Origin of the sequence: Nostoc sp. 'Peltigera membranacea cyanobiont' 232, from assembly GCF_002245985.1 — a bacterium.
Lineage (GTDB): Bacteria > Cyanobacteriota > Cyanobacteriia > Cyanobacteriales > Nostocaceae > Nostoc.
Genome location: NZ_NOLK01000015.1, coordinates 43,499 through 57,390, shown reverse-complemented (window position 1 = coordinate 57,390; position 13,892 = coordinate 43,499). Strand labels below are relative to the sequence as shown.

The 13,892-nt window shown below is 42.5% G+C and carries 12 protein-coding genes and 1 pseudogene; 5 read left to right on the top strand and 8 right to left on the bottom strand.

The window, feature by feature from the left end; translation table 11 throughout:
* Positions 1–71: 71 nt before the first annotated feature.
* From CDG79_RS07540 to CDG79_RS07515, 6 genes are all read right to left on the bottom strand, one after another.
* Positions 72–962: an NF038130 family PEP-CTERM protein gene (locus tag CDG79_RS07540; protein WP_223278049.1), complete on the bottom strand. Its 891-nt coding sequence runs from the start codon at positions 960–962 to the stop codon at positions 72–74.
* Between the two features lie 401 nt (positions 963–1,363).
* Positions 1,364–2,581, bottom strand: coding sequence for an LL-diaminopimelate aminotransferase (locus tag CDG79_RS07535; RefSeq protein WP_094341587.1), 1,218 nt, complete (start codon positions 2,579–2,581; stop codon positions 1,364–1,366).
* A 125-nt stretch (positions 2,582–2,706) separates the two neighbouring features.
* Entirely contained in the window at positions 2,707–3,042 is a 336-nt protein-coding gene (locus tag CDG79_RS07530; protein ID WP_094332643.1) for a thioredoxin family protein, read from the bottom strand.
* A gap of 286 nt (positions 3,043–3,328) precedes the next feature.
* The gene (locus CDG79_RS07525) at positions 3,329–4,105 is read right to left on the bottom strand and encodes a PspA/IM30 family protein (protein WP_094341586.1); all 777 of its coding nucleotides are present in this window, start codon (positions 4,103–4,105) and stop codon (positions 3,329–3,331) included.
* 163 nt (positions 4,106–4,268) lie between these two features.
* A complete protein-coding gene (locus CDG79_RS07520) occupies positions 4,269–5,024 on the bottom strand; it encodes a PspA/IM30 family protein (RefSeq protein ID WP_094341585.1) in 756 nt (251 codons plus the stop codon).
* Between the two features lie 105 nt (positions 5,025–5,129).
* On the bottom strand, positions 5,130–6,497 hold the full coding sequence (locus tag CDG79_RS07515) for a hypothetical protein (protein WP_094341584.1): 1,368 nt from the start codon (positions 6,495–6,497) through the stop codon (positions 5,130–5,132).
* Positions 6,498–6,888: 391 nt separating this feature from the next.
* Between CDG79_RS07515 and CDG79_RS07505 the strand changes: the two genes are divergently transcribed.
* Entirely contained in the window at positions 6,889–7,428 is a 540-nt protein-coding gene (locus tag CDG79_RS07505; RefSeq protein ID WP_094332647.1) for a DUF721 domain-containing protein, read from the top strand.
* Positions 7,429–7,897: 469 nt separating this feature from the next.
* On the top strand, positions 7,898–8,215 hold the full coding sequence (locus tag CDG79_RS07500) for a hypothetical protein (RefSeq protein WP_094332648.1): 318 nt from the start codon (positions 7,898–7,900) through the stop codon (positions 8,213–8,215).
* Between the two features lie 126 nt (positions 8,216–8,341).
* Here CDG79_RS07500 and menB read toward each other — a convergent pair whose 3' ends face one another.
* Positions 8,342–9,175 (bottom strand): 1,4-dihydroxy-2-naphthoyl-CoA synthase, encoded by an 834-nt coding sequence (gene menB, locus CDG79_RS07495; protein ID WP_094341582.1) that lies wholly within the window; start codon positions 9,173–9,175, stop codon positions 8,342–8,344.
* 70 nt (positions 9,176–9,245) lie between these two features.
* Here menB and CDG79_RS07490 point away from each other — a divergent pair.
* Together CDG79_RS07490 and CDG79_RS07480 are read left to right on the top strand one after the other, a co-directional pair.
* A pseudogene (locus CDG79_RS07490) lies at positions 9,246–9,605 on the top strand (DUF4351 domain-containing protein); the annotation flags it as partial.
* 527 nt (positions 9,606–10,132) lie between these two features.
* The gene (locus CDG79_RS07480; RefSeq protein ID WP_094341580.1) at positions 10,133–10,939 is read left to right on the top strand and encodes a DUF6615 family protein; all 807 of its coding nucleotides are present in this window, start codon (positions 10,133–10,135) and stop codon (positions 10,937–10,939) included.
* Between the two features lie 53 nt (positions 10,940–10,992).
* Here the strand turns inward: CDG79_RS07480 and menD are convergent, their stop codons facing one another.
* Positions 10,993–12,759 carry a 2-succinyl-5-enolpyruvyl-6-hydroxy-3-cyclohexene-1-carboxylic-acid synthase gene (menD, locus tag CDG79_RS07475; protein ID WP_094341579.1) on the bottom strand — a complete coding sequence of 589 codons (1,767 nt, stop codon included), beginning with the start codon at positions 12,757–12,759 and terminating at the stop codon, positions 10,993–10,995.
* 267 nt (positions 12,760–13,026) lie between these two features.
* Here menD and folB point away from each other — a divergent pair, with 267 nt between their 5' ends.
* Positions 13,027–13,395 (top strand): dihydroneopterin aldolase, encoded by a 369-nt coding sequence (gene folB / locus CDG79_RS07470; RefSeq protein ID WP_094341615.1) that lies wholly within the window; start codon positions 13,027–13,029, stop codon positions 13,393–13,395.
* The last annotated feature ends 497 nt before the right edge of the window (positions 13,396–13,892 follow it).

The window sequence follows — 13,892 nt, the reverse complement described above, 5'->3', positions numbered from 1 at the left end:
AAGGAAATATTCATAAAAAAAGGGAGCTGTTAGCTCCCTTACTGATTTGTCGTTTTGAACCCGCAATCTTCTTAAATAGATGCTTTTTTAAATTTGCGTTGTGTAGCAAACACACCAGCCACACCCAACAGACCAAGTATTACTGATGGTTCCGGGACTGCTTTGGGAGCTACACCCTTGATGGTAACTTCATAATTACCACTGTGGGATATACCATCAGTTTTTTCAACTAAACCGGATTTGGTAGCTTTAAAGCTATACAGGTAGTCAGTCTTGCCGTCATAAGTGTATTTGACTAATTCACTTGCTTGTAATGGAGATGTAAATAAGTTAGACAGGTTAGACGGCAGTCCTAGAAGGGGTTTGGCATCATAGTGACCTGCTAAACCAATACTGATTAAACCACTAGCGTCATCTTGATTGACATAGGAGATATTCGGGTCGCTAAAGCGTTGAAATCCACCACTTGCAAGAAAGCCAGTAAACAAAGCCTGTTGAGTATAGCCGAACTTAGCAAGTAAAGTACTAGTGATGCCATTCTGACTTAAAACCTGGCTAAACCAGGTGTTAGCTAAGTTACTTACCCCATACGTCGTAGTTGTTTTGCCGTTTCCAAACCAGTCATCAGAAGTGAGGCTGCTTAGAGTCAGGGTTTTCCCACCGATTGTACCTGTCAAGGTGGTGTTCTTGGTAAAATTAAAACCAGCTTTTTCACTACTAGCAGCTAGCTCTATATTACCAGTGGGGCTAGCAGCGTTACCACTGAGAGCTTTTTGTACATTTGCACTAGTATTTGCTACTGTGAAGGTATTTGTAGCATTGGAATCATAGACTAAATAATCACTGGCTGCTGTTCCACCAATACTAGCGCCAGTGAGTGTGCCAGCCTGTGCTGGGACAGTAGCGATCGCGCTCACACCAATAGCCATTGAGGCACCAATTACAAGTTTCTGAAAAGTCATTTTCATTTTTTCAAGTCTCTGTCAATTTGGAAGTTAAGTTTTAAACTATTGCCGTTTATAGGCTTGGGGTGTCTTGACTACAGGCTTTTTAGCAATACGGCGGCTTAAAACGCGACCTGCATTGTTAGCCCTCTTTGGTAGCTGAACGTACAAACCCAGTTTAATAAATGGAGAGACCTGATTGGGTGAAGTTCCTTCCGATTATCAGTAAAAGTATGACGAATATTTCTATATTTTTGTAAGTCTAATTACGTAGTTATGTATATTTTGTTTGATTTAAATAATACAATTAAATATTTTGAAGTCCAGTATAATACGGTCATTGATAGGGGCGCACGGCTGTGCGCCCCTATCAATGACTTTGGCGCAAAAAATCCTTGGCGTTCAGCTTGTGAAGAAATTCAATGAAGGAACTGGGCAATTCTTTCCACAGCAGTTTCTAACAAAGGTGGCTCATGTACTAAGGCAAAACGGACATACCCTTCCCCAGATTTGCCAAAACCAGCACCTGGTGAAGCAGCTACACCAGTTTGTTTAACTAACTGGGTACAAAACTCTATGGAGTTTTGACTCCAAGGTGAAGGTAATTTTGCCCAGATGTACATTGTGGCTTTGGGAGTAGGAACATTCCAGCCAATGCGGTGTAAAGCAGTAATGAAAGCATCACGGCGCTGCTGGAAGGTAGCGACAGCAGATTTTACCCCAGCTTGAGGGCCAGTTAGGGCTGCGATCGCACCATTCAATATTCCTCGATACTGATTAAAATCAACGGCAGCTTTTACTTGACGTAAGGCATTAATTAACTCAGCATTACCAATTGCGTAGCCAATACGGAAGCCGCCCATATTGTAGGACTTGGAAAGGGTAAAAAATTCAATCGAGACACTTTTCTCTGGATCGGCTTGCAGGATAGAAGGGACTAGGGATTGGGGATTGGGGATTGGGGATTGGGAAGAGTTCATTGCCCAGTCCCCAGTTTGCTCAAATACTAAATCTACATAAGGGAAATCGTGAACCAGGGCGAGATTGTGTTGTTGACAGAAGGCGACAGCTTCTTGGAAGAAAGCTAAAGGAGCGATCGCGGCGGTGGGATTGTGAGGATAACTTAATACCATCATCCGCGACTGTGCTAAAACTGGGGCAGGAATATCAGCAAACACTGGTAAAAAAGCGTTTTCTGCCCGTAATGGCATCGGGTAGATTTGACCGCTAGCTAGGTAGACTCCCCCAGCATGAGAGGGATAACCTGGATCGAGCAACAGGGCAAAATCTCCTGGATTGAGCAATGCTAGAGGTAAATGGGCTGTACCTTCTTGAGAACCAATCAGAGGCAGTACCTCAGTTTGGGGATCTACCTTGATACCAAATTTTTGTTCGTACCAGTTGGCTGCGGCTTCACGAAACCCAAAAGTACCGTTAAACAACAGATAGCCGTGGGTACTGCGATCGTGGAGAGATTGGGCGATCGCCTCGATAACGTGTGCCTCGGCTGGTAAATCAGAAGACCCCAACGACAAATCAATTACTTGCTGTCCAGCAGCCAAAGCGATCGCCTTGGCTCTGTCCATATCAGCAAATACATTAGATTGCAGGGGTTGTAAACGCTTTGCAAATTGCATGTTAGTCATTTGTCATTTGTCCTTTGTCATTTGACCAATAAAACTCTTGCAGAGGCTGCGCCCGAAGCGTAGCTGTGCCGCAGGCTTTACGGCAACGCTCAGTACAAGTGACCAATGACCAATGACTAATTACTATTTAAGTGCGTATCTAAGAGTTCGAGTAATTTATCTTTACCGATGACTCCCTCTGTTGATATCAAAACTTCCTGGCCTTGAAATAGTCTGATGGCGGGGACACCTTCCACTTGGTACTGCTTAACAGTCAGTGGGTTGGGGTCAATTTCCATTTTCACGACTTTGAGGCGATCGCTATATTGGCTAGCAGCTGAACTAATCAGGGGCGACATCAATTGACAAGGCCCACACCAGGAAGCCCAAAAGTAAACTAATACAGGCTGTTCAGCTTTTAACACTTCTGTTTCAAACTCAGCATCGGTTATGGTGATTACAGCCTTACTCATTGCAGTCTCCATCAGGTGGCGATCGAAGTTGACACACACAATACTTTATCCCAAAGTAGTCAATAGTCCATAATCAATAATTCATAGTTATTAGGACTGTGAATTTTAGATTTTAGATTTTAGATTTTTTGATTCCTACCGTAGCCCGGACTTCGCCCCGCTACGTTCGCAAAGCGTCTCGCAGAGAAGACAGTAGTCTCTTTCAATCCAAAATTGCTTGACTAATGATGTAAAATCCCACGCCTGCTGGCTGTGGGACTGGCTCAAATAAGTTTTCTGGCAATTTTTATAGTTGATCCAATTGCTTGCGTAAAGAATCCAACTCAGCATCAACCACTTCATTAGACTTAGCAGGAGTGGTTTCTTGTTGCGGTGGTAGTTGGGCTTGAGTTACTGGAGTAGCAGGTGGTAGCATTTGCGCTTTCAACGCTGCCAATTCATCATCAACATCACTACTACCTTCCAATCGAGCAAATTGGCTTTCTAAATCAGCACCTGCTAATTCTCCAGCTGACTGGGCGCGGGCTTCTTGCATCAAGACTTTTTCTTCCATCCGCTCGAAGGCAGACATTGCACTGCTGGTATTCATCCCACTTACCATGTTTTGCAGTTGCTCTTGGGCTTTAGCAGTGGTGATTCTAGCTCTGAGCATTTCTTTCTTGGTTTTCGCCTCAGAAATCTTGCTTTCAAGCTGGATTAAGTTGCGTTTGAGGGTTTCAACTTGAGTGCTTTGGGTATCTAAACTAGCTTTGAGGGCAGTGCTAGTATCCGTATAAGTTTTCTTGCGCTCTAGGGCTTGTCGTGCTAAGTTCTCATCACCTTTTTGTAGGGCCAATTGAGCATTGCGTTGCCACTTATTGATTTCATTTTGGGCATCAGCGTACTGTTTTTCACTGCGTTTTTGGGCGGCGATCGCTTGGGCTACTCCCTGACGCAGCTGCACCAAGTCTTCCTGCATTTCCAGGATGGCTTGTTCTAGCATTTTTTCGGGGTCTTCGGCTTTGTTAACTAGGTCGTTGAGGTTAGAACTAACTACTCGCTTAATGCGATCGAATAATCCCATAACTTTGTTTTTCCTTGTTTGGTTTACGCTTTTTGTTGGACAGTTAGCTTTTTTACTTTTTAATAGCTACCTATTTCAATGTAATCTTTCCGGCTGGAATCAGTACCTTCTAACAACTCTTAATTGTTAAGATATCTACAAAGTAGGGTAAATTAGCCGAACTTCAAGAGTCTTGAGTTTTGGGTAACTGCTGTTGGAGAGGCTGAACTTTGTTCTGGTTCTCCTCGGTAAGGAGACTGTGGTGCTGCGTGTTTTCTGCGTGATTTAAAACCTGTACCTTCATCGCGGCTAATTCGGCATCCACATTATTAATAGATTCCAAGGAAGTAAATTGTGTTTCCAAGTCGTCGCTACCGAGTTGAGTTATTGCAACTGAATGAGCTTCTATTTGCAAAACTTTTTCTTCCATGCGCTCAAAGGCACTCAGACTACTAGTGGCAGAAACTCCGCCAAGCATTTCCTGGAGGCGATAAGACGCTTCAGCAGAACGGGCGCGAGCAATATACATATCTTTTTTTGTTTTCGCCTCGGAAATTTTTAACTCTAGCGATCGCATATCTTTTTTTAGCCTAGCGACTATATCGTTTTGCTGCTCTATCTGAGAAAACAGAGCTGTAGTAGTTTCTTTATAAGCTTGGCGTTTAGTCAAAGCTTCGCGGGCTAGAGGTTCATTGCCTTGTTGTAAGGCCAATTGGGCGCGGCGATACCATTCTTCTGTTTGAGACTGGGCAGCCGCCGCCTGTCGTTCAGTACGTTTTTGGGTAGCGATCGCTTGTGCTACACCCTGCCGCAACCGCACCAGATTTTCCTGCATCTCCAGGACAGTTTGCTCTAGAATCTTTTCTGGATCTTCTGCACCCCCAATCGAACTATTGAGATTAGCGCGAATCACCCGCAAGATTCGCTTGATTAATTCCATGTCGGCTCTCCATTCACGAAACTCAATACTGAGTGCTGTTAGCGGTAGCGGGGCGTTCAGCCCGTGCTGTTATCTCATGGTATCGTAGATTTTTACAACTTATGGCTACTGAACCCGTGCCTTAATTCCCTTTGTCTGTAATAATTGCATCTGTTTTTGTACTTGCTCTTTGGTCTTAAAAGCACCGAGATAAATCAATTCTTTGTTAGGTGATAAATAAGCATCGGGAATTACTTGCCTAGCTGAGGCAAAAGCCGCACCTTTATTTTCTATCACTACATGATAAAACCCATCTGTTGCTGGTTTGATTTCTGCATTCGGCTTTGGTGAGGTTGCGGTTGACTTTGGTGAGGTTTTTGCTGTTGAAATGGGAGGCAAATTCTTCAAGGGAGGTAAGGGCTGTACCATCGGTACTGGTGCTAAAGCGATCGGATTTGTCGGTTTTAGGGCTGTGTTGGTTTGAGGCAATGTCCCTTGAGAATTTACGGGGTTTTGGGGAACAACTGGATTAGGTACTACTGCGAGGGTTGGTTGGACTTTAGGTTGTAAGCCAACTACATCATTAGGATCTCTCACATCAGGAAACTCTTGGGCAGCTAGATTTGGATACTTGGGTATAGATGTGCTTGGCGGCTGGATCTTAGGTTGGACATTACTTCCAACTTCCTGAGTATTTTCTGGCGCGGGAGATGAGTTGCCGTTAAATAATTTGCCTAAATTCCATTGTGACAAGCCTTTGGGATTGAACACTACATAACCCAAGGTAAGACTTGCTACTAGTAGTAGCAACATTGAGCCGATACCCAAAGGTGATAGCAGACCGTCGCTAGAATTGCTTGGCTTCTTCGTTTCTGGTTGTTCTTCTGTCAGACTTCGCAGCAGTGCTTCACTAGATTCTAAATAGTCATCTGGGTGCTTAGGGGTGTCATCGGACTGCAAGAGATTTTCGCTCTTAGTATCTTTAACGATTGCTGGCACGATACTGCTACTAAAATTGGGCGGCGGCGGTGGAAGTTGAGTTTGGATTTTAGCAGAATCGGGTGTGAAGGGCACATTGAAATTATTTAGTTCTTCGGTATTTGCAGTAGGTGGTGCTGGGTTCTTTTGAGAATTCACAGCCAAAGCTACAGAAGATACTGGTGGTACGTCAATTTTTGCCGTAACTGGCGCTGGGGTTCCCTGATGATTCACGGGTACAGATGCAGGGGGCACGTTGGTTTTAATTTCTGTTATTGATGACTGAGTTGTGCCCGATGTTGTCAGAATGGCAGTCAAGGGCTGGGCTTGACTGCTTATGTAACTGGCAACACGGCGCTGGTTCGATGACACCAAACCATTTCGCGTGCGTCGGTATCGAGCTAACTCTTGATCTAGCGGCACCTCTAAACTCGCTAGTGCTGCTGCTAGTGCTGGTTTTAAACCAGGTGTTTTAGACGATTGAGTACCGGAATCGTTCAGGGGGTTTTGAGTCATTGCCTCTGTGCCTCAAACGGAGATTGCTGAAATTAACTTTAGATATATTTCTGACAATAGTAGCGAAAATTATATAAGAGTGTTCCAAAAAATAAATGATCCAAAACCCGTCGTTGCGAGCGAAGCGAAGCAATCCCAAGGGCTGCGATTGCTTCGCTTCGCTCGCAACGACAATTGGGCATTTTCTTTCTTGGAGTACTCTAAATAAATAGATTGGGAGGGGATTGGGGAAAGAGAGATTTTCAGGTTTTGTTGTGAACGATAGTTCGTGGGAGTCTATCTTGGAAATAGAGTATGGGGCAGTGAGTGTAGTAGGGGGAAAACTCCTCACTTCTCATTCCTCACTTCTCACGGGCTAAACGCCCCGCTACCGCTAACAGCACTTTGAATAATGTCGTTGAAATCAATTCATGATATTTTAGGCGTTCTAGAAAAGCAGGCTAAATGGCAGGAGCAACCATTTCAATACTTACTAAAGTGTTGGGCAGAAGTTGTTGGGCCAGGGGTTGCCGCAAATACTCGACCATTATCGATTCAGCGCGATGTTTTGTCGGTAGCAACTTCTAGTGCTGCTTGGGCGCAAAACCTGACTTTTGGTCGCACGTCTCTGCTTTTAAAGTTGAATAAAAAGCTGCCAACGCCTTTGGTTGATATTCGCTTCTCTACTGCTAGCTGGCAGAATCAATCTGTGGAGAGAAAACAGCAACAAACGGTTTCGCCCCACGAGCATCCCAGTTACCTTGCTGATGAGATTAGCCTTCCTGATGTTACACCCACCAAGGATGTAAATGCTGCCTTTGGGCATTGGACGAAGATTATGCGATCGCGATCGCATGGCTTACCCCTTTGTCCTCAATGTGAATCTCCCACCCCACCCGGCGAACTCCAGCGCTGGGCAGTCTGTTCTATCTGTGCTGCTAAACAGTTTTAAGGATATTCAGTTCTGACTTCAATTGACAGCAAAATAGTTTAGCGATTATTCGTTGAGTAGAATTTTTCCTCAAGTAATTTGCTTCTGCCATATAGAAAAGTTCTAATTATTGAGAAAATAATATGTTTTATGGCTAAAATATGTCTAGTGTGGTACTGAAAGCAGACTATTTATTTGGAATTATATGCCTTAATCTATCCTTAAGGAGGAAGTTAAAAGGCTAAATAAATCAAAAGCTTTACTTTTACTCTTGATCCCTAATAAGTTTTAGCCAAAATCTATAGGTACGCACTCTCAGAATTATTTAAAAATATAACAAGATTATAAAAATATCCTAAAGTTTAGTTTTTAGTCGGGATCGCTGAAACCTATGAAGAATAATGACTTTTTGGCTTTTATCCGTCTTTATATATAGAAGCAAAATATAAGTATGAAATTCAGCCAGAAACGGCACTAAAGATGAACCAAAATGAAACCTATTAAATTTTTAGCATCTGCCTGTAGATATTGCCGTCATTACCAACCAGAGGGTCGCCGTGGCGGAGTATGCCAGCAATTGGGAGCGCCAGTTCAAGCAACTTGGAAGGCTTGCTCTTTGGCGCTTCCACCTTTTGCACCTTCTTGGGAAACCTTGGAAGATGCCTGGACTTTGCCAGATGCAGCACCAGTTTTAGCTTGTTCTCATTCTGTAGCCTCAGATTTAGATAATGCTACTCTTACCTCCATAGAGGAAATAACTGCCTCTATATATTCTGAAGAGGCTAAGACTGAAGCAGTGTTTATTTAGCTATCCATTATTACTGAACTAATTTTGTAGTTTGCTTAAGATAAGATTCGTTTTTAAGATATTTAGTGCTTTAAATTTGACATGTATAAAAATCGCACCTCAAAAAAGGGTGCGATTTTTGCAATTTTAAGGTAGCCAAGGAAAAGAGCGAAAATCTGGTGGACGCTTTTCGAGAAAGGCTTGTTTGCCTTCAGACCCTTCTTCTGTCATGTAATAAAGGAGAGTGGCATTGCCAGCGAGTTCTTGTAAACCAGCTTGTCCGTCACAATCAGCATTGAAGGCGGCTTTGAGACACCGAATTGCGATCGGACTTTTTTCTAAAATCTCTTGCGCCCATTGAATACCTTCCGCTTCTAGTTGTTCTACTGGGACGACGCAATTAATTAAGCCCATTTCTAGAGCTTGTTGTGCATCATATTGGCGACAGAGAAACCAAATTTCTCTAGCCTTTTTTTGTCCCACGATGCGGGCGAGATAGCTAGCTCCAAAACCACCGTCGAAACTGCCGACTTTTGGGCCAGTCTGCCCAAAAATGGCATTATCGGCAGCGATTGTAAGGTCGCAAATTAAGTGTAGGACGTGTCCACCACCGATCGCATATCCGGCTACTAAAGCAATCACCACTTTCGGCATCGAACGAATCAGCCGTTGTAAGTCCAGGACATTCAAGCGAGGGATGCCAGTATCATCCACATAACCCGCATGTCCCCTTACACTTTGATCGCCACCAGAACAGAAGGCATATTTACCATCAGTATGTGGGCCATAGCCTGTAAATAGGACAACACCAATAGTAATATCTTCACGAGCATTACAGAAAGCGTCATACAGTTCAAAGACTGTTTCAGGACGGAAAGCATTGCGTTTATGGGGACGGTTGATGGTGATTTTCGCAATGCCATCAGTTTTTTGATACAGAATATCTTCGTAGGTTTTGGCAGTTTGCCAGTTAATTTGCATTGGTATGGAGTGCGCTGTTGTGCTTGAGAATTTTATCGCGGACGTAGGGACATGCGATACCTGCGGTGGGGAGCAAGCGATAATTGATTTAATTACGACGATTATCGTCTACAAGTTTTCTAACCTGAGTCGAGAGGAGATTCAAGCGATGTTGGGACTGAATTTAGAAGAACCACGGGCTATTCTGGAAGCGAAGGAAGAAGGGCGAGAGGAAGGAAAGGTTGAAGGACGAGAGGAAGGAAAAATCGAAGGAGAAAGAGCGATCGTTTTACGACTATTAAATCGGCGTGTGGGTAATATTCCTGATGCGCTTCTGTCCCCGATTCAAGAGTTATCGGTGGAACAGTTGGAAGCTTTAGGTGATGCTTTGTTAGATTTTTCTACTCTTGCTGATTTGGAGGGGTGGTTACAAGCTCAACTAAGCGGGTAAGTTTCACGCAGAAAAGATGGGCGATCGCATTCCGTAAAATAATGATGGCTACAGGGTATATCAGGAAGCGGTGGAAGAAAAAGTGCGATCGCTCGTCCTGCGGCTGTTAAAACGACTATTTCGTGAAATTGCTGAGGAACGTTGGAAGCATTAGCTTTGGCGTTGTTGGAATTGAGATTGCGATCGTTGGCTTGGAAAGGTTGTTACAAACAAGGTTAACTAAAAGGGTAAATCTCACACAGAAAAGGAGAGTGATCGCTCATTCTACTTTTTTTCAGTTCATCAATTTTATACAAGCAACTGGGCAAACTAAAAATGGACATACTATTACTAAAATTTTTGTCTCGTTCAGAGACGCAGAGGTGCAAAGAAGAGAGCAAGAGTTTTGTCTATTCAAATGCAAACTTCTTTTAAGTAGGTTGTGCAAAGCTTTGTACGTCACTAATAGAAAGCTTTGCTAAAAAGTGGATGAATAAATTATTAATATTGTCTCAAATAATTTGAATATATACAATTATTCGTTGAATATGGAAAATATTTGCCAACAAATTCATCAATCCTCTAAGTATGTTAGTTTGTGGCTTACTAAACAGCCTAACGTAAATGAAGAATCACTGACTGATTGGCTGTTATTTCATATATCTACTAAAGTGCCAAATATCCACTATCATACTTTTACTCGGATTGAAGAGGCTCGTCAAACTGGGGCAGATTGGGAATGGTGGATTTTATTTCCTCAGACGTATGTACGTTTCCGCGTTCAGGCGAAGAAATTATCAACTGATGATAACTATAAAAAAATAGCCTATGCTAATAAATATGGTCTACAAATTCATAAGTTTTTAGAAGACTCTAAGCGAGCTAATGCAATTTCTCTTTATGCACTCTATAGCCCAGCTATTGACTATGAAATTTGCAGTAATAAACTGAGCAATCAAAATGATGGAGTTTTTCTCGCAGGTGGTCAGCAAATCCATAACGCTTTTATTTTAGGTTATCCCCTTAAAATCACAGCTACTGACATTCTCAAGCTCTCTAGACCATTTTCTTGCTTTGCTTGTTGTCCCTTAATTACAGCAACTGGTGGTGGATTACAGCACTATTTAAAACAATATTTTCAACTTGAAATGACATCAGTATCACCAAATTACAATAACTTTAGAGGTCTTCATCATGAACGTCCAGAGTATTTGTCGTCATTTATGGACAAGTCGCAGGCTGGTGTTCCTGAATGGTGGGAAAACGAGTTTAAATTGGAAATGCGTGATTTCAATTCTCTTTTAGTCTACGATTTTCGTCACCAAAGTTCTGATTACCAAGACATGCTTTTTTAAAGAACTACGAAGGCATCAGCGTTTAACCTAAGCACTATATTGAATTCTGCTATTCAGCAATAAAAACTTAAATGCCAATCTGTGGCGAACTTTCTCAAATTATCTTGTCGCCATTTGGCATCAGCTTTACGATTTGTCCGCAACTCCAAAACCCGAATTCCTGTAGCTGGTAGCGGGTTTAATTCTTGCTGCAATTGCTGCCAAGAAGTAATCAATTCATGCTGCACATTATAAGTAGCGCATAACTGAGCAAAATCAATATCCTGGGGAGTGCCAAAAAACTCTTCAAATGGTGGTTCAAATTTGGCAATGGGTAACATTTCAAAAATACCACCGCCATTGTTGTTGATTAACACAATCGTCAAATGTCCGACAAACTTATTGCGGATTAAAAAACCATTGGTGTCATGTAACAGCGCTAAATCTCCCGTTAACATCACACTGCTTTGCTGACGATGTGCCATTCCTAAAGCTGTGGATAATGTGCCATCAATGCCATTTGCACCCCGATTAAAGTGCGATCGCACTCCTAAATTATTCGGTTTCCAGAAATACTCCACATCCCGCACAGGCATACTGTTAGCAATAAACAGTGGCGTTCCTGGCGGTAAAATCTGAGAAATTAACCAAGCTGCTTTACTCTCAATGATTTCATCTATTTTCCCCATCGTCTCATCAACAGCTAACCTGACTTTAGCTTCCGCGTCACACCATTGTTGCAAATAGTCTGAGGATAAAGATAAATTTCTCTCTTCTACCTTGATTTCTTCTACTGATATCCGTAAATGCGTCGTCCTCCCATGCAAAGGGTCGAGGTTTTGATCGCTCTTATCAATTACCCAGCGTCGCGGTTGGGTTGCATCTATCCAGGTACGCAGTTCTTTACTCGTAGGCATTTCACCTACCTGAATCACCATTTCGGGTGCTAGCTGCTTGGCTAGTTGCTGATTTCGCAAAATCAAGTCATAAGTGGAAATCAAATAAGGGTTGAGTTTGGCATAATTTCTGACTGGGGAAAGTCCCTCAGCTAGCACGGGCCATTTGAGAGTTTGGGAAAGGTGCGCGATCGCTCTACAATACTCTTCTGGTTGCGATGGTTGGGCAACACCTGCAATAATAATGCCGCGATCGCATTCTTTCCATTTTTGGGGAATGGGGAATGGGGAATGGGGAATGGGGAATGGGTTTGCTACTCCTGCAAAAAAGTCTTCTGGGTGAAACTGCGATCGCAAATAACTTAAGTCAATTCCATCAGGAAGAGGCGCTAAGGGATCGCGAAAGGGAATATTCAAATGTACTGGCCCCTTCGTAGGAGTTTGCGTTCTTTCCCAGCTATGAATTACTGTTTGTCGCAGATAAGCTAGCATTCCCAGATCGGCGGAGGGTAAGGCTAACTCTGTTTGCCAATTTGGGTAGTTTCCGTATAATCTCAATTGATCTATGGTTTGGCCTGAGTGACAATCTCGCAATTCTGGCGGTCTATCGGTGGTTAATATCAAGAGTGGTACGCGACTATATGAGGCTTCAATTACTGCTGAATAAAAATTTGCCCCTGCTGTACCAGAGGTACAAACTATTACCACAGGGCGTCCGGTTGCTTGAGCTTGTCCCAAAGCAAAAAAGGCGGCGGAACGTTCATCGAGAATGGAAATCGCTTCAATCTCAGGTACTTGTTGAGCAAAAGCTACTGCTAAGGGTGTAGAGCGCGATCCCGGACAAACGATCGCACAAGTCAATCTCAATCGCTTTAGGGTCTCTGTTAAAATGTAAGCCCAAAGTTGATTAACATTCCTAAAGGCGATCGGCATTAAATCAAACATAGCTATAAAACAATCTGAAATTTTAGATTTTGTTTAGGGAAATTTAATTTAAAATCCATCTGGGAAAGTTTGCTGAAAAGAAGTCCGAGGGGAGGGAAGCCGATCCTCGATACTTGGAAATCACCTTTGCGTCATGGTGGGTTGCAAACCAACCCTGACAAATGCGGTGATGGAACCCAACACCGCCACGCAAGTTTGGAGGAAAGAAAATCTCCAAACAAACTTGCTCCACTTTCTACAAAATGCCCAATTTGCTCTCAAACTTTTATGGACTGCATTCATTTAACGGGAATTCGCGGCTATGGCTACACTGGGTATCTACCAGAAGAACAGGTGCTAGGACAATGGTTTGAGGTGGATGTGAGGTTATGGTTGGATATTTCCATAGCGGCCAAGACTGACGCGATCGAAGACACTTTAGATTATCGCAGCGTCATTGGCTTGATACAACATCTGGTCAAAACGTCTAAGTTTGCTTTGGTGGAGAAATTGGTAGCAACGATCGCAGATTCTATTCTCCAAGAATGCGATCGTGTAACACAAGTCCAAGTCATTCTGAGCAAACCTGCCGCACCTATTCCAGACTTTGGTGGCAAAATTAGCATTGAACTGACTAAAAGTAAGTCCAATCTCTAAAACACAAAATGTGTTTTTCTTCTCAATATCTATAAACTAGCAAAAACAGGGGGTTTACGTGGAGTGTGGAAGTATCTCCCAAAGAGAATCTTTCCTGCCATTCCCCCCAGCACCTGTTTTTTATCAAAAAACTAAAAAATCACGTAATCTGCTAATGAGCATTTGATTTGTATATTTTCAGTTCAAATCATTTATGATGAAATTTTAACCAAAAGCAATGAATAATTCTAACTAATAATCTTTCATTCACAATTAAAAATTTAATACCAATTCTTTGTAAGGCTGCATCAAATCAAGATTATTTGGTGAACCAAGGGGCAAAATCACCTGATTAATTGTTAGTAGCATTCTAGTTAATGGATAATATCATATTGCATAGAACACACGATATTAATTTTTTAAACTAAGCTTAAAGTAGTATGCTGTAATTTAATTAAATTTTGTTCTTGATTATTTTTTAAATAAATACTATACTTAGTATTTATTTTCTTCAGAGA

Excerpts from the sequence above, each read along its gene's own strand:
- CDG79_RS07540 (WP_223278049.1), bottom strand. The coding sequence starts at position 962 with ATGACTTTTCAGAAACTTGTAATTGGTGCCTCAATGGCTATTGGTGTG.
- CDG79_RS07535 (WP_094341587.1), bottom strand. The coding sequence starts at position 2,581 with ATGCAATTTGCAAAGCGTTTACAACCCCTGCAATCTAATGTATTTGCT.
- CDG79_RS07530 (WP_094332643.1), bottom strand. The coding sequence starts at position 3,042 with ATGAGTAAGGCTGTAATCACCATAACCGATGCTGAGTTTGAAACAGAA.
- CDG79_RS07525 (WP_094341586.1), bottom strand. The coding sequence starts at position 4,105 with ATGGGATTATTCGATCGCATTAAGCGAGTAGTTAGTTCTAACCTCAAC.
- CDG79_RS07520 (WP_094341585.1), bottom strand. The coding sequence starts at position 5,024 with ATGGAATTAATCAAGCGAATCTTGCGGGTGATTCGCGCTAATCTCAAT.
- CDG79_RS07515 (WP_094341584.1), bottom strand. The coding sequence starts at position 6,497 with ATGACTCAAAACCCCCTGAACGATTCCGGTACTCAATCGTCTAAAACA.
- CDG79_RS07505 (WP_094332647.1), top strand. The coding sequence starts at position 6,889 with ATGTCGTTGAAATCAATTCATGATATTTTAGGCGTTCTAGAAAAGCAG.
- CDG79_RS07500 (WP_094332648.1), top strand. The coding sequence starts at position 7,898 with ATGAAACCTATTAAATTTTTAGCATCTGCCTGTAGATATTGCCGTCAT.
- menB (WP_094341582.1), bottom strand. The coding sequence starts at position 9,175 with ATGCAAATTAACTGGCAAACTGCCAAAACCTACGAAGATATTCTGTAT.
- CDG79_RS07480 (WP_094341580.1), top strand. The coding sequence starts at position 10,133 with ATGGAAAATATTTGCCAACAAATTCATCAATCCTCTAAGTATGTTAGT.
- menD (WP_094341579.1), bottom strand. The coding sequence starts at position 12,759 with ATGTTTGATTTAATGCCGATCGCCTTTAGGAATGTTAATCAACTTTGG.
- folB (WP_094341615.1), top strand. The coding sequence starts at position 13,027 with ATGGACTGCATTCATTTAACGGGAATTCGCGGCTATGGCTACACTGGG.